This is a genomic window from Acidovorax sp. A1169 (assembly GCF_030704685.1).
In the GTDB taxonomy this organism is placed as follows: domain Bacteria; phylum Pseudomonadota; class Gammaproteobacteria; order Burkholderiales; family Burkholderiaceae_C; genus Acidovorax.
On sequence record NZ_JAUZDX010000006.1, the window covers coordinates 62,294 to 78,384 of the forward strand.

The window sequence follows — 16,091 nt, forward strand, 5'->3', positions numbered from 1 at the left end:
TATGTCGGCTGCAGGCGACAGATTTCCTGCTGCATCGCCGTGGCATGCGCCATCCGGTGCCAGCGGCCTGCACAATGCCGCGATCACAAGACAGGAGAGGGGATCCCCATGCGCCGTGGATATGGATTGGCATTGCTGCTCACCGTGCTTGCAGGCTGCCAGAAGCAGGAAGCACCCGACGCTTTCTATGAGCGCTACTACCAGAAGTCGGCCAGCGGCATTGCCACCCTGGAGGAAGAAGCCCATTTCTATTCCGCCAGGAAGCGCGCCGATGTGGAGCAGAAGATTCCAGCGATGATGAAGATGATGGGAAAGACGCGCGACGAGGTAGCACGCGTCTATCTGGACATGTCCCAGACACTCGCGCGGTGCAAAAAGATCGAGCTGGCTGGGCAGAGCGTGTCTGGCAACGTGGCCGAGCTCACCTACCGGCAGACGGATGTGTGCGGCAGCACGTCCACATCGCCAGAGAGCCAGAAGGTGCGCCTGGTGAACGAGGACGGGTGGAAGATCGACCACGTGGAAATAAGCCTATAGGGACCCTCTGCACAAATCCCTGCGGCCGTTGGCAGCGCGGACTCGGGCGGTCCGCTGCGTTGCTTCTCTTGCCAATAACCCTGCTATTGACTGCAAGAAGACGCCTTGCGGCCCATCCCGATCCGCACTACCACCGATCCGCGAGGTTTATGCGGAGGGTCCTTAGACCGCCTGGCCGGCGCGGGCGCTACTTGCGCCGGTACTCGCCCACAAAGGTCACGTGCATGCCGCCGCAGCCGTCGTCGTCCTTCACGGCCAGGCCGCCGCGCTCCAATGCCAGCGTGGCCGTGCAGCCATCACCGTCGTACGCCAGCAGCCCGTTGCGCAGGGTGCCCACGCCGCGTATCTCGCCCACATTGACCTGACCATTGGCGGCGTTGGGGCCGTACCAGACTGCATCGCCCGCCAGGTAGACCTTGCCGTCCTGCAGGCCGACGACGGCCAGGCTGGCGCTGTCCTTGTCGGGCTTGCCCTGGTGGTAGCGGGTGTATGCGCCATTCCACTTGGCGCTTGCTGAGGTGGCGGGCGCAACGCTCTGTAGCAGGGCAATGCGGCCCGCGAACTCCTGGCCCAGGCAGCGGGCGTCTTTGCACTGCGTGACCTCATAGGATTGGAGCCATTCGCGCTGCCACTGCACCAGCTGCGGCCGTGCTTTGGAGCGCGTGATCGCATCCTTGAACGCAGTATTGAGCTGTTCATCCAGCGCGGAGAGCGGGGCATCCGAGCAGATCAGCTTTTCCATGGCCGAGCGGGCCTTGGCGCAATCGAAACTGGCAGCGCTGGCCAACGGGGCCAGGGCTGCGATCAGGGCCGCCAGGGCAAGGCGCAACAAGGGCTGGGCAAGGGTGGTCGGCATGGCGGGGTTCCTGCTCGGTAAGATGCGCGCGCGAACAGTGCGGCAGGCAGAAATCATACGATCCCGCCCGGCCAATTGCCGCTTGACACAAGCGCATGCCAATCGCACGCTACGGCCCCGCACCAGCGGTGTATACGAACAACCAACCATCGGAGAGAAGCATCGTGATCAACAAGCGTGATTTTGTCGCCAGCGTCGGCCTGGCAGGGGTGATGCTGCCGGCTGCCAATGCCATCGCGGCCCCCGGCAACAAAGCCGGCAATGCGCAACCCGTTCTGCTGACGGTGAGCGGCGCCATTGGCAAGACCAACCGCGGCGCGCTCGACCCCGTTATCGACCAGATGATGGGCAAGCACAGCATCCAGTTCAGCAAGGCCTTCGCGTTCGACGCGGCCGCGCTGCAACGCCTGCCGTCAGTGACCATCAAGCCCACGCTCGAATACGACAGCAAGCCCCACACGCTGGAAGGCCCGCTTCTGGTCTCGGTGCTTGAAGCCGCGGGCGTGCCGCGCGGCAGCAACGTGCAACTGGGCCTGCGCGCTGTGGACGGCTACAACGTTGCCATCAGCCTGGCCGACGCAGCGCAGTACCGCATGATCGTCGCCACCCGCATCGACGGCCAGCCCATGGCGCTCGGCGGCCTGGGGCCGCAGTGGGCCGTGTACGACGCGGACAACGTGGCCCCCTTCAAGGACAAGCCCGTGAAGGAACGCTTTGCGCTGTGCCCCTGGGGCCTGTACCACATCGACGTGAAAGCCTGAGCCCCCGAGACCTCGACAAAGTCCTCTATAGGTGTCATCGCATCCCTTCTCAGCGGCAACTGGTGCAGGCAGGCAGCAGGAGTCGTCCGGCCAGACGCAGCAACGACGCCAGAAGAGTTTTGTCAGCCGTTTCTCAGCGCGTCTTGTCGTCGGTCTCGCCTGTCACGCCGGTGCCCTGCCGCGATGCCGGCTTGGGGTTCGGATGCTCTTCAATGGCGCCCAACCGATGCCCCGATGGGTCTACCGCATCCACCGGCCCCACCCCGGGCTGCTCTCCGCCGGGCCGGTTGGCGTACGCTGGGCCGGGTGTGCCGCTTTCGTCTTTCAAACCATACTGGTTGTAGCCGGGCTTGGGTGTGTTGCTGGGCATGGCGTGCTCCTGGGGGATTTAAGCCCTCATGCTAGGCGCGCTACCCGTGGCGGCTTGTAGGACCCTGTCGGCTGCGCCGGTGCTCGCCGTCCTGCCAACGCTTTGGCAGTAGGTGGTTCAGTTGCTGCGCAACAGCACCACGGCGTAGGTGCAGTTCGCCGCCGTCTCGTTGCTGAACACGCAGTCCGCAGGCGGCCCCAGTTCCAGGCAGTCGCCCGCATCCATCGCATGCCGGGTGTCGCCCTCCATGAACACCAGCGAGCCGGCCAGCACCCAGATCAATTGCCGCTTGGCGGTATAGGCCGCAGCGGGCATGGGCACCCGCGCGCCCGCAGGCAGCACCACTTGCACCAGGTCCAGCGGCAGGTCGGAAGGGGGCGACACGTGCGTGCGCACATAGCGGGTCTGCGGGTCGGTCCACACCGGCTGGTCGGCCCGGCGCAGCAGCCGGCCCTCCTTGGCCTCGGCGCGGGCGATCAGCTGCGACATGCTCAGCCCGAACGCGCCCGACAGCCGCGCCAGCAAAGTCGCCGTGGGGCTCGATTCGCCCCGCTCCAGCTTGTGCACCATGGCCCGCGACACACCCGAGTTTGCTGCCAGGTCGGTCAGCGACCAGCCCCGGCCCTCGCGCTCGATGCGCACGCGCGCACCGATGCGCTGGCTCAGGCTATCGACTGCGGCATCTACTTTGGTGGACATGTGTTTCATCATGATGGACAATAATCTACCAAAATACGTTATTCGTCCATCATAGTGGATGGCGAGCCCTGCAACCCCTGACAGCCATGACCACCCTACAGATACGCGATGCCCATGCGGGCGACATCGAAGGCATCCTCGCCATCTACAACGACGCCGTGGCCAACACCACTGCCATCTGGAACGAAACCCTGGTGGACGCCGCCAACCGCGCCGCCTGGCTGGCCGACCGCCAGCGCCTGGGCTACCCCGTGCTCGTCGCCGTTGACGAACAGGGCGCCGTGGCCGGCTACGCCTCGTTCGGCGACTGGCGCGCTTTCGACGGCTACCGCCACACCGTCGAGCATTCGGTGTACGTGCACCAGAACGCCCGCGGCGCGGGCCTGGGCAAGCGGCTGATGCAGGCCCTCATCGAACGCGCCCGCGCCATCGGCAAGCACGTCATGGTCGCCGGCATCGAGGCCGGCAACACCGCATCGATCCAATTGCACGAGCGCCTGGGCTTCACCCAGGTGGGCCTGCTGCCCGAAGTGGGCACCAAGTTCGGTAAGTGGCTGGATTTGGCCTTCTTGCAGCTCAAGCTGGATGCGCGGACGGATCCTGATGGGGCAGGGCGGGGTGGTGCCTAAGTCGGTGCTTTGAGCCGCCTTCTCCCTCTTTTTGAAGCAGGAGAGCGGCTGGAAAAACTCAGCGAAGCGGTTCTGGCTAGGCGCTGCGTCGCGGGCAGTACGACTAGTACGACAAGACGCAGCAACAACGCCAGAAGAGTTTTCTCCAGACGCTCAATCGTCTTCTTGGGCGCTGATTTCGGGGAAGAGAATTTCCGTGTACCCAAACTGAGTAAAGTCCCGCACCCGCATCGGGTACAGCTTGCCGATCAGGTGGTCGCACTCGTGCTGCACCACCCGGGCATGGAAGCCATCCACCGTGCGGTCGATCGGGTCGCCATACAGATCGAACCCCGTGTAGCGAATGCGCGCCCAGCGCGGCACCTTGCCCCGCAGGCCCGGCACCGACAGGCAGCCCTCCCAATCCTCTTCTTCCTCATCGCCCAGCGGCGTGATCACCGGGTTGATCAGCACCGTGGGTGGCACGATGGGGCGGCTCGGGTAGCGCGGGTTACGGTCGTTTGAGCCAAAGATCACCAACTGCAAGTCCACCCCGATCTGCGGCGCCGCCAGCCCCGCGCCGTTGACGGACCGCATCGTCTCCAGCATGTCGCGCACCAGCAGGTGCAGCTCGTCCGTGTCGAACGCGGTCACGGGCTGGGCCACGCGCAGCAGGCGCAGGTCGCCCATCTTCAGGATGGTGTGTATGGTCATGGGCTGGAAGCAATGAGTGGATGAATGCTTGCTGTCATCAAGGTCGGCCACATCATGCCGCAAGGCCGCCAACCCCGCAGCCAAGGGGCCCGCCAGCCCCTTGCCACCCATGCATGTTCCGCGCGCAACACAGCCTGATGGCCAAGATCATCGCGCCGAGTGGAAAACGCCCAAGTTTTGTGTATATAATCTAAGTCTTGATGTTCCTCGATAGCTCAGTTGGTAGAGCGCCGGACTGTTAATCCGTAGGTCCCTGGTTCGAGCCCAGGTCGAGGAGCCAAAAATTCAGTGCCAGGCCCTGCATGTGTACGCGGGGCCTTTCACTTAGTCAGCCTAAGAGCAGGCTGGCTGGTCAGTAGATAGTAGTCAGTGCAAGTGTCAGTACCCATCATTCCTCGATAGCTCAGTTGGTAGAGCGCCGGACTGTTAATCCGTAGGTCCCTGGTTCGAGCCCAGGTCGAGGAGCCATTCATTGGCAGTAAAAGGCTACCCTTTGCGGGGTGGCCTTTTTGCTTTGGGGCTGCGGATCATGCTGGTCCGATGGGCGCTGCGATGAGGCGCACATCGTCGGTTGATGGCTGCAGGCATCGCGGGTCGGTGCGGTTCGGCGGGTTCGGCTGCGAGGTTGTTGCATGGAAAGGCTCTGTGGGCCGCTCGGGTCTGCGAACTCTCGGCCATGGGTTGATGATGGCCGGCATCGTCGGGCGCTATGCGCAGGTCTCGCGGGCCTCGATGCGGGGTGGGCCTGGGCGGTGCTCATTGAGGCGATAGATGGCGCGCGGATTGATGCCGGGTGCATCGATGGCGGCTATGACCCTCGGCGGGAGCGGGACGCACCCGTGCACCTCGTCAGGCCGTCACCTTCTTGTCATCGGTAGGGTTCGGACGCGCAATTTCAAGCCGAAGCTTGCGCTACATTGTCCTGATGCGAGGTTGCGAGCGGCCAGCACAGAAACATTCGGGGAGCACGCATGAGCAACGGAGACGAGCCATTCATTGAGGGCGCTAAAGCTGTCCAAGAAGTCGCGAAGACAAGTGGGAAGGCGATTGACGCTGCTGAGAAGTTCGGAAGCTTCGTGTCAACATATATTGCTGGCTCCCTTGAGCAAGGCATGGGCATCTTCGAGGACAAACTGAAATTCATGCGCTGGGAGAGGCAGCTTCGAATGATGAAAAGGGCGAACCAACTGCAAGAGGAGGCAGGCTTGGATGCGCCAACCAGACCCATTCCACTCAAGTTTGCAATCCCCCTCCTTGAAGGCGCATCCCTTGAAGACGACGACTCATTGCAGGACATGTGGGCAAAGCTATTGGTAAATGCTGCCAACAAGGACAGTGGCGTGGATTTGCGAAGGGCGTATATCGATCTCCTTGCACAAATTTCGCCTGAAGAAGCGTCCATCCTTCACCTAATCTACAGCCCCACTCTGCCCTACGACATCACCAAAAGGTACGGCGTCATTGTGGGGGATCTTCCAAATTCCGTCAGAGCTGGGGGTGCGCCAATGGAGCCCATCTACGCGTACAGAGACCCGGTAGCGGGAATTCCTCCGCCTCGCACACCGGAACTGCTAGAGCCTCCGGACCACATCAAGCTTGCACTTGCAAATCTCAAGCGACTTGGCTGCATTTCTCTTCCAGAGACATGGGCGGGTCAGGAGGTTTTCACCCAAGTGCACATCACGTTACTCGGAAAGCACTTCATTGAAGCCTGTACGCTAAAGTTAGCCTAATAAGCTGCTTCGGTCGTGCTTAAGCTGGAGAGTAATTGATTAGGGCTGGGGAAATTTCTGGTGTTTAGGTGTCGCCGGGATCTCACGCCTGTGCTCTTCCATTGATCAAATTGCAAAAGCAGAGCGGTCCTTGTCTGCGATCCACACAGGAGCACGGCCCCGTCCTGTCCAAGTCGCCCCCGTCGCGGGATCGCGGTATTTCGCCTCAACCTTCGTACCTTTGGCGCTGGAAGCCTTCCTAGCCTTGGCGCCGCCGAACACATCCTCGGAAGTCAGTCCGAACTCCGCGATGAGTGCGCGTGCTTCGGCGATAGCGCCTGAGACTTCGGCCTTGCGGGTCTCCTCGATGAGTCGGTCAAGTTCCGCTTTGCGGGCGATGAGTGCTTTGTAGTTGGACATGTGGAGAGTCTAGAAAAGTGAGTTGAGCGCAAGTGTGCCGCCATTCAAAAGAGCGGACAAGGGGGTAGTTTGATGGCACACTTAGCGAGCAACAACACACAAGCAGCTATGTCTGATTATAAAAAAACAAGCCTTTGGAAAAAAGCTTTTGATCAAAAAAATGACGGTTTTGATGATAAACGAGCTTTGCTTGAATGTGCATATGATGCGTTCCGAGAACGTGTGGCAATATTATTGGCGCACATAAGAAGTGAGATACCTAGCCTCACGATTCATGATATCACGCATGTAGATTCTCTTTGGCGTGTTGGATCTGAAATCGCTGGTGCGGACTATGAAATTAATGCAGCAGAAGCATTTGTTTTAGGTGGCGCATTTCTTCTTCATGATGCGGCGCACTGCAGGGCAGCTTTTTCCGGCGGCATTGAGGAAATTCAAAGTATGCCTGAGTGGAAGGATGCCGCAGCACAATTTGGTATTGATTCATCGACTGTTAAAATGGGTTCTGCTGATTTTCAGCGGCTTCTTTTTGAAACGCTTCGGGTTTTTCATCCCAGGCAGGCAAGACGGCTTCCTTTTGCGAAGTGGGATGATGGCTCGGGGAATAATATGTACCTTTTGCCACATGATGATATTCGAGAGGCTTATGGTGACCTCATTGGTCAAGCAGCAGAAAGTCATTGGTTTAACCCGGAACAGTTAGAAGAATTTTATCGAGTGAATCGGTCGGTGCCCATCTGCCTTTCTCCGGCGCCGTGGAATGTTAATTTACTAAAGATTGCTTTGCTTCTTCGAGTTGCAGACGCTGCACATATTGATCAGTTTAGGGCGCCGCGACTGCTGATGCTTATGAGTGGCTTATCGGGTGTATCAAAAGATCATTGGTCATTTCAGGCGCGGATGCACATCCCTCGTTGTGAAGTTAATACTTCACAATTGTCGTTCACTTCTAACCCATTTCCGATTTCAGCGCAGGCGGCTTGGTGGCTTGCTTACGAAACCGCAATGATGGTTGATCGTGAACTTTTGGCGGCAGACCACCTTCTTCGTGAAAATAATTTACAGTGTTTCGCAGCTAGGGAGGTTGCGAGGGTCCGAACGCCAGAGTCGTTTGCAATATTGGTGCCAGCAGAAGGTTGGCAACCGGTTGATGCGTCATTGAAAATTGGCGATGTACGATCTGTAATGAAAAAATTTGGTGGAGAGGAGCTGTATGGGAAAAAGCCTCATTTGGCTCTGCGAGAAATTCTTCAAAATGCGCGTGATGCTGTAATTGCACGCAGAGGAATTGGAGATCTTGAAGTGAATGAAGGAAGTATTCTAGTTCATCTGGAAAATGTGAATGGCGAGGACTGGTTGCACGTCTCTGACACAGGAGTGGGCATGAGTCGATATGTTCTAACTCAGGTTTTATTAGACTTCGGCCGATCTCTCTGGAAGGATGCTGGCGTGCGGCGCGAATGGCCGGGTCTACTATCAAAGCAATTTAACCCTGTTGGGCGTTTCGGCATAGGATTTTTTTCCATTTTTATGCTTGGGGATCATATAAAAGTTGCTACCAAGCGAATAATCAGGGCGCAGCAGGATAGTCACAACGATTTTTTGCTGGAGATAGCTGAGGGGCTTGACTCTCGCCCAATTATTCGAGCGCCAAGTGAAGCTGAACGTCTCCTTAAACATGGGACGCGAGTATCGGTCAGGCTTAAGGATAAGAAAGGCCTACTTTCTATCATTTTTGGTGGATTTGATATTTTTTCATTGCGGCAAGGTTCTGGGCGTGAATCCCTGACCCTTCATGAGTTAGTCGGCGCTCTGGTTCCCGCACTGGATATAGATGTTTATACACAAGAGGGAAATGAATCAAGGGTTAAAACGATATCTGCAGGTGACTGGAAAACTATCTCATCGCGAGAATTGGTTGATAGAATATCTCCGCATGCTGCGAAAAATCCATCTCATTATAGGTATGTGAATATTCCTCTCTCCGTGGAAAATATGGAGGAAATGTTTGATCAGCATGGCAATGTTGTGGGGCGCGCTGCGCTAAGTGGCATTGGTAGTAGGGCGTTTGGTCTCAATGCCGGTGTAATTTCTACTGGCGGTGTTTTGGGTGGAGAGATTTCAAATTTCGCTGGAATTATTGAAGGTGATGTGCCTTTGGGGCTCGATAGAAGTTGTGCGAAGCCGTTGGTTTCTAAAGATGCACTGATTAATTGGGCAACTTCTCAGGCTAAAAAGCTTATTAAAAATGGCCGACTTGGTTTGTCTGATAGTGCTATGCTGATGGAGATGGGCGCAGAAATCGAGGGGCTCTATATAGTCTCCAAGGGTAAGGTGAATCTACGAAGAAGTGAAGTGGCTGAAATTCTCCGGGGTATTGACTTTATATTCATAGCATCGCGAAGGGACTGTGAATACAAGGCTGATGTTGATCTTGTGCTAAAGACGCAGTATGAGGCTGATTTCATTTTTCTTGATAATGTATTTATTCTGAATGAAGGTATTGCTCCAAATAGTTTTATTACAAAAATTCAGTGGCCGAGATCCTTGTTGGGGGAGGAGTCTAGACAGCCGAATGCAGTCCTGGAGAGTTTGATTAACGAAGTTTGGCCCGACTGTGCTGTGGAGGAGGATGTGATGGCTTCAATAGGTGTTGTGAATGGATTTCCTATTAATAGGGAAGTGACCTTGGTGTATAAGGTCGGAGGTAAGAGGCCGTCTTTATCTTCCTAGAACGGCGCCCTCGAAACCACCACCTCGGCGCGCCCCTCGCCCTGGAAAACCACCTCACCGGTGGCTATGACCAACACCGTGCACAACTCCCCGTGGCGCAGCACCTCGTAGTGATCTATGGGCAGCGGCAGCAGGCGGTCGTCCATCACCACGCCATTCTTCACGGGCACCCGGAGCAGGGTGGGGTGACCTAGTGTGACCCGTCGAAGCGACGATCCGTCGATGGGTTGTCGTTGAGTCGTCAGGTCGTCAGATGGTCATGAGAAGTTTTCCCGGAAGCGCAGGTCATCAAGGGGCGGCCTGGCAATAGCATCGGCAGCAACTGCGTGAAGGTGCCGACACACCTCTACAAGCTGGTCTATGACGCCACCACGCAGCGGGCCTGGGCACACTGGCAGCGGAACGAGGAGGGCGAGCGCTCAGGGCCGCCGATCAGCTATCAGGAGCTGGTGAAGCGCACCGGCATTGAATTCCTGCCACGGGTCACACCGCAGCATTGAGATGTCGCGCCACCAGCTACTCGGCAATCTTCCTCTCGTAACTATTCGTGAGCGCCGCTATCATGTTGCCAGCTAGAGAGGGCAGCACAGATGAAATACTTGTTAGTGGTGGCGATTTTTTTCAACATTTCGATTTGTTCAGCGCAGACACCTAAAGCGCCGCTTGGAAAGCAGCCTGCAAAGGTCTCTGTTCCTCCTGCCACGGCACCCGAAAACCGAGCCTCCCCACCGCCAGCGGCTCTGGATCTGTTATCAAAGCCATTTGTGTTTCTCAACATTTATTCGGAACCCGAAGGGGCTCAACTAGTGCTTGTTGAGAGCAACGAAAACTTTGGACGGACTCCTTTTAGTAAAAAGTACAGTGTCGATCTATTTAGGAATCATACTCGGTCTGATGGCTGCTTACACATGTTGCGGATGGAGGCTAGGTGGGTAAGTGGCGCCACCGCTAGTGAGGTAATTAGGCTATGTGGAGGTACCACGGCTGATTATCATTACACATTCAAGCGCCCTAAAGATGCACCATTTTTTGATAGAGATGAAAATTATGCGACTGCACTAAGAGAAAAACGAGAGAGAGAAGATAAGAGTTTGGGTGAATTCGTTGTTGTTGTGAAAACAGTCCCGGAGGGAGCAGAAATTGTTGAGGAAGCTTCATCTGGAAATAAGGTATGGGGACGATCACCAATTCAACTAACCTATGAAGTCGGAGCATGTAAGCGAATCGTGGCCAATTCGCAAGACAATTGTATGTTGTCAAGAAATTTCGTGGCCCACTGGCCGAGTGGCGTTCGATCCAAGGCTGAAAAATTCTCTTTTTGTGGAGAAGTTGGCAAGGAGGAAATACGAGTAATTGAGCGCCCTGTGGACGCACCTGGGCTTCAAGTAGACCAGAACTTCGCCGCTGCACTCATATTGGAGCGTATTCGAAAGGAAAACAACGATCAGCAGGCTCAGCAAGTTCAGCGCGCTCAGGATCAGGCTAATCAAGTGCAGCAACGTTTGGCGCAAGAGGCTCAACGGCAAGCTGAACAAGACGCCTTCGATAACAAGGCAGCCGCCGTGATTAATGGACTGATGTCCCTTGTTCCTCAGCGACAACCTGCACCTATCGTCATCGAGCAACGCTCGGCACCTACTCAACTGCGGTGTGTGACCAAGCCACGCTTCGGAAAGTTGGAAACTGTCTGCGAGTGAGACCCGGTTGGTATGACCATCACCTTTCATCACCCCAGAGCCGCTGTGCCTCGTAGTGGTCGAAGGGTAGCGGCAGCACGCGATTACACAGCAGGCGATTGCTGATGGGCACCCAGAGCAATGTGGGGTGGCTCCCGGTGTCATCGGCACTCCCAGTGTGATCCGTCGAAGCGTCGTCCCGTCGAGGTGTGGTCGTCGAGTGGGCGTGGGGAGTTCCGGCAGTTCGGGCCAGGGTGGGCTCGGCTGGCTCAAGCATGGAACGCAACGGTGTAGATGGTGCCGACACACCTCTTCAAGCTGGTCTAGGACTCCACCATGCAGCATGCATGGACACATTGGCAATACAACGAGAAGGGCGAGCGTGCGGGTGCACCCATCAGCTATCAGGAGCTGATGAAGCGCTCCGAGATTGAATTCCAACCAATGACCACCCTGCAGCACTGAACTGCGCGAAGATTGAATTTGAGCAAGCTTGTGTCTTGGCAACGATGGCTGCTATCGGCTAGAAATGGACCTACGCTATAGAATCCTTCTACGTGCACTGCGAATTGTAAATTGGATACTTCGCTATATCACCGCTGAGCGCCTTTCCTCATCGCTATTTAGAAATGCCGTGAGCAACTTATTGCTTTAAGATGGTCATCCATCTAAATTAAAAATCTAATCATGATAGAGCAATCAAAAGATAAAATATTTATGGCCGCCGCTGTCGAAGAGATGAGGAAAAGCGATACGGCCGTAAAGGTTGGTGTGGTAATTGTGGTGGATGATAATATAGTTGCCAGCGCTTTTCGAGCAAAGGGCGAGCATGCGGAACGTGCTGCGATCCAACTGGCGCGGCAACGCGGGGTAAATTTAAAAAAGGCGACCCTTTACGCCACTCTTGAGCCATGCGTGGACTTGCGGCCTGGACAACAGATTCAATGTTGCGCGGATCTAATTGTTTCTTCAGGAATCAAAGAGGTGGTTATCGGTCGATATGATCCTAATCCGAATATTTACCGCCAAGGCTGGAAACGTCTGAGAGACGGCGATGTATTTTTGCGTGATTTTCATGCGGATCTGCGTGAAGAGATCGACGAGGTCAACAGCCGCTTCATGGGATTTTTCGACAAGGGTATGGGCCCTACCGGGGGGGCAAAGGTGGGGCATAAAGATGGAGGTAAATTCCTCGTTCAATTTGCTGAGGATGATGATCGAACAATGGAAATCGCCTGGACAGTCGCCGGTGTCAACGCGGCTTACGGCTATGCGTTGCAACCAGTCGAAGTAGCAATGGCTAGATTTGCAAAGGCGTTTGACGAAGTTGACGATCCGACTGCCTACGAATTCCGCCACTCGGTTCGGATCGAAGTTGGCGAAATCGGTATATTCAAAGGACCTGAAGCCTGTGTTTTCGTCAAGCCGAAGCAGATTGAAAGTGGCCCCAAATACGGCAACACTGACTATTTTGTCAGCTTCGACTATCAAGTGCGCGTTCTCAAATCGCGTTAAACAATGGCGGTGCCATCAAAGAAATATTCGCGAATATTAAGCAGTGGCGAACCCCATCTGGAGCCCAAGGGCGGCGTTCCCCCTGGGGGCGTCGAGTCGTCAGGTTGTCGGGTGCTCCCGCAGAATCCCTTGCCTGTGCCCGTCGAACTGTCGGGTCGTCAGGTCGCGGAAGACTCCAGCGCCTCAATGAAAACCTTGGCGACCTCCCGCCGAGCATCCGGTGGCCGCTTGTGCAACGCAAGCAGCAGCGCCGCTATCTCGTCATCCTCGCAGTACAGGTAGGCCAGGGGCACCCCGAACACACGCGCAATGAGCCGCGCGGTGCCTACAGGGGGCTCGTGGACGCCCCGCTCGTAGCGGCTGATCCGCATCCGGCTGGCTGATTCTTCCAGGCCGATTTCCACACCAACCTTCTCCTGGGACCAGCCGAGGCCTTCCCGGAGGGCCTGCATGCGTCTTCCCACGATCGCGGGAGAGGAGGACGGCTGGACCTGATGCATGTATCGAGTTTCGTGACAAGACACCATCTGGTCGGCCTATATCCCGATGGGGCACGGACCATGGGACTGTGCCATACGGCACACATCATGGCTTGATGGGCTGCGAATTCTGGGTTGGTTGGCCGTGGCGGCCGCAACACTCTCCGCTGAATTCGGGCTGGCGTGCCGCCTACCCAGCTGCCTTGTTTTGTGTGGGTCTAGGCCTTGCAGGTGCCGGCGGATTTGCCCTGCAAGGCCTGGGTCAGGCGCGCATGCGCATTCAAGGCAAGTTCAAGGTCCTGTTTGAAGTTCGCAACATCATTCTTGGGCAGTGTGACGTAGCCCTTGTCACCGGTCAGCCGGATAGTCAACTGTTTGGATTCCGCCAGCTTCTTGAATACATCCATCTCGTCCTGATTCAGGATGGCCATGCCGCGCTCTATTACGCGCACTTTCTTGAATGATTCGGTGTCCTGCTGGATCGAGTCACGCGGCAAGCTGCGCTCCCACACGACAACCCCATCGGCCAAGATAGCCACGTTGTTCAAGAAAATCCAGGTATCGCCGTAGAAAGTGGGACGCATCACGAGCCTTGGCAGGTTGCAGCCCACAACCACAATTGAAGAGCCAAGGTAGTGTGCCAAGGGCGTCGATTCAGTGATTGCCGTGTACAGGCCGCGCATATGGAAGCTCTTTTTGAACGCGTCGTAGTCGGTGAGCAGGCAGTCGCCTCTTCCTCCATCAGGCGCATTGAAGCAAGCACCGTAGTGCGTGACACCATCCGCAGTCTTGGGGTCTTTTTTGGTAAACGCCCCCTCTACAGCGGCTTGCCACTCGGCAACCGTGGGCGCAGGTGGCGGAGGCGGTGAAGGAGCCGCAATGGCTACCTCCTCAGACTGAGCGGCGGTGCCTGGCGCAGCAGGTTGTTTGGAATCCCCGCACCCACTCAACAGCACCGCCAGTGGCAGCAGCAGTAAACCGCGCATTGCATCCCCCTTGTTCGTGTCTCGGCGTCTTTCCGCTGAGACTTTAGCGCATATGGTGCCGTGGGATAGATCCTCTACGAGCCGAGAAAGGACCGGGTTTTGAGGCCGGGCGTGAGGGTAGTGCAACAGTGCACGCCGCTGTAAACCTGCCCCTCTACCCTGCCACTTTAGGCGTCCAGGGGCAAGAGGCACCACGATCGGTGGACTGGCACACGTGGCACAGGCTCGCTCGGTTGAATTCGGCTTCCGAGCGGCTAAAAAAACTCTTCTGGCGCGGTTGCTGCGTCTTGTCGCGCTGACCGTACTGCCTGCAATGCATCTGGCGTTTTGCGCCTGGCCAGAACCGTTTCGCTGAGTTGTATGAGCCGCTCTCAGTGGGCCTTGTGGCGCACGGGCTTGGTGCCCCTGGTTGTCCCCAGCGCCTGCAACGCCGCCACCGTCTCCCGCAACCCCCGGTGCAGCCGCTTGTCCTTGCGCACCACCACGGCCAGGGTGCGGGCCAGGGGCGGTGACAGCGGGCGCACTTCCACCGCACTGCCATGTGCGCCCTGCACGGCCATGCCGGGCAGCACGGCGCAGCCCAGGCCGGCGGCCACCAGCTCCTTGATGGCTTCCACGCTGCCCAGCGACATGGCGGGCTGAAGGGCCACGCCGGCGCGGGCGAACCAGGCGTCGGCGATGCGGCGGGTCTGGCCACCGGGCTCGAACAGCAGCACGGGGTGGCGGGCCAGGTCGGCGGCGGTCACCTTCTTGTGCAGGGCGGTGCCCTTGGGGGCGATGGCGACGAAGGCGTCCTGCAGCACAGGCGTGACGTCGAGCATGCGGCCGCTGGCGGGCAGGGTGACCAGGCCCAGGTCCAGCGTGTTGTCTTCCACGGCCTGCACGATGTCGGCGGTGTTGCCGGTGCGCACGGTGATCTCCAGGCCCGCAAAGCGCTGGCGCAGCGCGCCCAGCACCGGCGGCAGCAAGAAGATGCAGGCCGTGGCGCCCGTGCCCAGGCGCACGCGGCCTGCCGTGCCGCTGGCGTGGTGGGCCACGGCGTGCAGCGCATCGGCCACGGCGGCGTCGATGCGGGCCACGTGCACCAGCAACTCAGCGCCCGCCGCAGTGGGGCGCAGCACGCGGCCCACGCGCTCCACCAGCGGCGTGCCCAGGCGCTTTTCGAGCTGGCGCACCTGCAGGCTCACGGCCGGTTGGGTCAGGTCCAGCCGCTGGGCGGCGGCCGAGAAGCTGCCCAGTTCGATGGCGGTGGCAAAGCCGTGCAGCTGGTCGAGGTTGATGCGTTCCATACCAAAGAATTTCTCATACTTTGCATAAGTTGTGAAAGCTTCTTTTATGGGCTGTGGCGCGCCACACTGGCGCCATGCATTCCTCTTCAGCGCTCACCGCGCCACTTTCTTCCTCTACCGCTGCGCCGCATGTGCGCGATGCCGCTGATGCCGATTTGTCCGTCATCCAGGCGATCTATGCCCACCATGTGCTCCATGGCCTGGCCTCGTTCGAGGAAGTGCCACCCGGCGTGGACGAGCTGCGCACCCGCCTTGCCGCTGTGCGCGCCGCGGGCCTGCCCTATCTGGTGGCCGAGGTCGATGGCGCGGTGGCCGGCTATGCCTATGCCACGCTGTACCGCCCGCGCTCGGCCTACCGCCACACGGTGGAAGACTCGGTCTATGTGGCGCAGGGCATGGCAGGGCAAGGAATTGGTGCGGCGCTGCTGGCCGCACTCATCGCGCGCTGCGAGGCGGGGCCCTGGCGCCAGATGCTGGCAACCATAGGGCAGGGCGATTGCAATGCGGGCTCCATCGCACTGCATGCGCGCATGGGTTTTGCGCGCATCGGGGCCCTGCGGTCGGTGGGTTTCAAGCACGGGCAGTGGCTCGATACGGTGCTGATGCAGCGGCCCCTGGGTGTGGGTGACGGCGCATTGCCCGCGAGCGTGGCTGCGGCTGGTGCGTGACGGTGGCGCCTGGGCAGGCTCCGTAAACGACAACGCCCCGGCGCAGGCCAGGGCGTTGTCGGTTGCTT

The 16,091-nt window shown here is 58.1% G+C and carries 18 protein-coding genes, 2 tRNA genes and 1 pseudogene; 12 read left to right on the plus strand and 9 right to left on the minus strand.

All coding sequences use genetic code 11. The features are described from left to right. Nucleotides 1–108: 108 nt before the first annotated feature. Nucleotides 109–537 (plus strand): hypothetical protein, encoded by a 429-nt coding sequence (locus QYL93_RS12110; RefSeq protein WP_305743866.1) that lies wholly within the window; start codon nt 109–111, stop codon nt 535–537. A gap of 187 nt (nt 538–724) precedes the next feature. Here QYL93_RS12110 and QYL93_RS12115 read toward each other — a convergent pair whose 3' ends face one another. Continuing rightward, nucleotides 725–1,393, minus strand: coding sequence for a lysozyme inhibitor LprI family protein (locus QYL93_RS12115; protein ID WP_305743867.1), 669 nt, complete (start codon nt 1,391–1,393; stop codon nt 725–727). 167 nt (nt 1,394–1,560) lie between these two features. On the opposite strand from QYL93_RS12115, the gene QYL93_RS12120 reads away from it, so the two are divergent. Beyond that, nucleotides 1,561–2,154 carry a molybdopterin-dependent oxidoreductase gene (locus QYL93_RS12120; RefSeq protein WP_305744058.1) on the plus strand — a complete coding sequence of 198 codons (594 nt, stop codon included), beginning with the start codon at nt 1,561–1,563 and terminating at the stop codon, nt 2,152–2,154. A gap of 133 nt (nt 2,155–2,287) precedes the next feature. On the opposite strand, the gene QYL93_RS12125 is transcribed toward QYL93_RS12120, so the two are convergent. Continuing rightward, nucleotides 2,288–2,524: a hypothetical protein gene (locus QYL93_RS12125; protein WP_057205816.1), complete on the minus strand. Its 237-nt coding sequence runs from the start codon at nt 2,522–2,524 to the stop codon at nt 2,288–2,290. Nucleotides 2,525–2,641: 117 nt separating this feature from the next. Continuing rightward, nucleotides 2,642–3,223: an XRE family transcriptional regulator gene (locus tag QYL93_RS12130; RefSeq protein ID WP_305743868.1), complete on the minus strand. Its 582-nt coding sequence runs from the start codon at nt 3,221–3,223 to the stop codon at nt 2,642–2,644. An 86-nt stretch (nt 3,224–3,309) separates the two neighbouring features. Between QYL93_RS12130 and QYL93_RS12135 the strand changes: the two genes are divergently transcribed. Next, on the plus strand, nt 3,310–3,852 hold the full coding sequence (locus tag QYL93_RS12135; RefSeq protein WP_305743869.1) for a GNAT family N-acetyltransferase: 543 nt from the start codon (nt 3,310–3,312) through the stop codon (nt 3,850–3,852). Nucleotides 3,853–4,005: 153 nt separating this feature from the next. On the opposite strand, the gene def is transcribed toward QYL93_RS12135, so the two are convergent. Next, entirely contained in the window at nt 4,006–4,545 is a 540-nt protein-coding gene (gene def, locus QYL93_RS12140; RefSeq protein ID WP_305743870.1) for a peptide deformylase, read from the minus strand. Between the two features lie 204 nt (nt 4,546–4,749). On the opposite strand from def, the gene QYL93_RS12145 reads away from it, so the two are divergent. The 3 genes from QYL93_RS12145 to QYL93_RS12155 all read left to right on the plus strand — a co-directional run bounded on the left by QYL93_RS12145 (nt 4,750) and on the right by QYL93_RS12155 (nt 6,278). Further along, a tRNA-Asn gene (locus QYL93_RS12145) sits at nt 4,750–4,825 on the plus strand. A 112-nt stretch (nt 4,826–4,937) separates the two neighbouring features. Continuing rightward, nucleotides 4,938–5,013: transfer RNA gene (locus QYL93_RS12150), tRNA-Asn, on the plus strand. A 503-nt stretch (nt 5,014–5,516) separates the two neighbouring features. Beyond that, nucleotides 5,517–6,278, plus strand: coding sequence for an Abi-alpha family protein (locus tag QYL93_RS12155; RefSeq protein ID WP_305743871.1), 762 nt, complete (start codon nt 5,517–5,519; stop codon nt 6,276–6,278). Between the two features lie 105 nt (nt 6,279–6,383). On the opposite strand, the gene QYL93_RS12160 is transcribed toward QYL93_RS12155, so the two are convergent. Further along, nucleotides 6,384–6,677: an H-NS histone family protein gene (locus QYL93_RS12160; RefSeq protein ID WP_305743872.1), complete on the minus strand. Its 294-nt coding sequence runs from the start codon at nt 6,675–6,677 to the stop codon at nt 6,384–6,386. 108 nt (nt 6,678–6,785) lie between these two features. On the opposite strand from QYL93_RS12160, the gene QYL93_RS12165 reads away from it, so the two are divergent. Then, nucleotides 6,786–9,410: an ATP-binding protein gene (locus QYL93_RS12165; protein WP_305743873.1), complete on the plus strand. Its 2,625-nt coding sequence runs from the start codon at nt 6,786–6,788 to the stop codon at nt 9,408–9,410. Here the strand turns inward: QYL93_RS12165 and QYL93_RS12170 are convergent. After that, on the minus strand, nt 9,407–9,580 hold the full coding sequence (locus QYL93_RS12170) for a hypothetical protein (RefSeq protein WP_305743874.1): 174 nt from the start codon (nt 9,578–9,580) through the stop codon (nt 9,407–9,409). The two genes, QYL93_RS12165 and QYL93_RS12170, sit on opposite strands and share 4 nt — an antisense overlap. A gap of 138 nt (nt 9,581–9,718) precedes the next feature. On the opposite strand from QYL93_RS12170, the pseudogene QYL93_RS12175 reads away from it, so the two are divergent. The 4 genes and pseudogenes from QYL93_RS12175 to QYL93_RS12190 all read left to right on the plus strand — a co-directional run. Further along, nucleotides 9,719–9,910, plus strand: a pseudogene (locus QYL93_RS12175) (DNA/RNA non-specific endonuclease); the annotation flags it as partial. 90 nt (nt 9,911–10,000) lie between these two features. Then, nucleotides 10,001–11,107: a hypothetical protein gene (locus QYL93_RS12180; RefSeq protein WP_305743875.1), complete on the plus strand. Its 1,107-nt coding sequence runs from the start codon at nt 10,001–10,003 to the stop codon at nt 11,105–11,107. 315 nt (nt 11,108–11,422) lie between these two features. Then, nucleotides 11,423–11,551: a hypothetical protein gene (locus tag QYL93_RS12185; RefSeq protein ID WP_305743876.1), complete on the plus strand. Its 129-nt coding sequence runs from the start codon at nt 11,423–11,425 to the stop codon at nt 11,549–11,551. 222 nt (nt 11,552–11,773) lie between these two features. Continuing rightward, the gene (locus QYL93_RS12190; RefSeq protein ID WP_305743877.1) at nt 11,774–12,601 is read left to right on the plus strand and encodes a deaminase; all 828 of its coding nucleotides are present in this window, start codon (nt 11,774–11,776) and stop codon (nt 12,599–12,601) included. A gap of 158 nt (nt 12,602–12,759) precedes the next feature. Here the strand turns inward: QYL93_RS12190 and QYL93_RS12195 are convergent, their stop codons facing one another. The 3 genes from QYL93_RS12195 to QYL93_RS12205 form a co-directional block, all read right to left on the minus strand. Beyond that, on the minus strand, nt 12,760–13,101 hold the full coding sequence (locus tag QYL93_RS12195; protein WP_305743878.1) for a helix-turn-helix domain-containing protein: 342 nt from the start codon (nt 13,099–13,101) through the stop codon (nt 12,760–12,762). Between the two features lie 197 nt (nt 13,102–13,298). Further along, on the minus strand, nt 13,299–14,066 hold the full coding sequence (locus QYL93_RS12200; RefSeq protein ID WP_305743879.1) for a hypothetical protein: 768 nt from the start codon (nt 14,064–14,066) through the stop codon (nt 13,299–13,301). Between the two features lie 371 nt (nt 14,067–14,437). Then, nucleotides 14,438–15,355, minus strand: coding sequence for a LysR family transcriptional regulator (locus QYL93_RS12205; protein ID WP_305743880.1), 918 nt, complete (start codon nt 15,353–15,355; stop codon nt 14,438–14,440). A 74-nt stretch (nt 15,356–15,429) separates the two neighbouring features. Between QYL93_RS12205 and QYL93_RS12210 the strand changes: the two genes are divergently transcribed. Beyond that, complete coding sequence (locus QYL93_RS12210) at nt 15,430–16,023, plus strand: GNAT family N-acetyltransferase (RefSeq protein WP_305743881.1); 594 nt, start codon at nt 15,430–15,432, stop codon at nt 16,021–16,023. Nucleotides 16,024–16,091 lie beyond the last annotated feature (68 nt).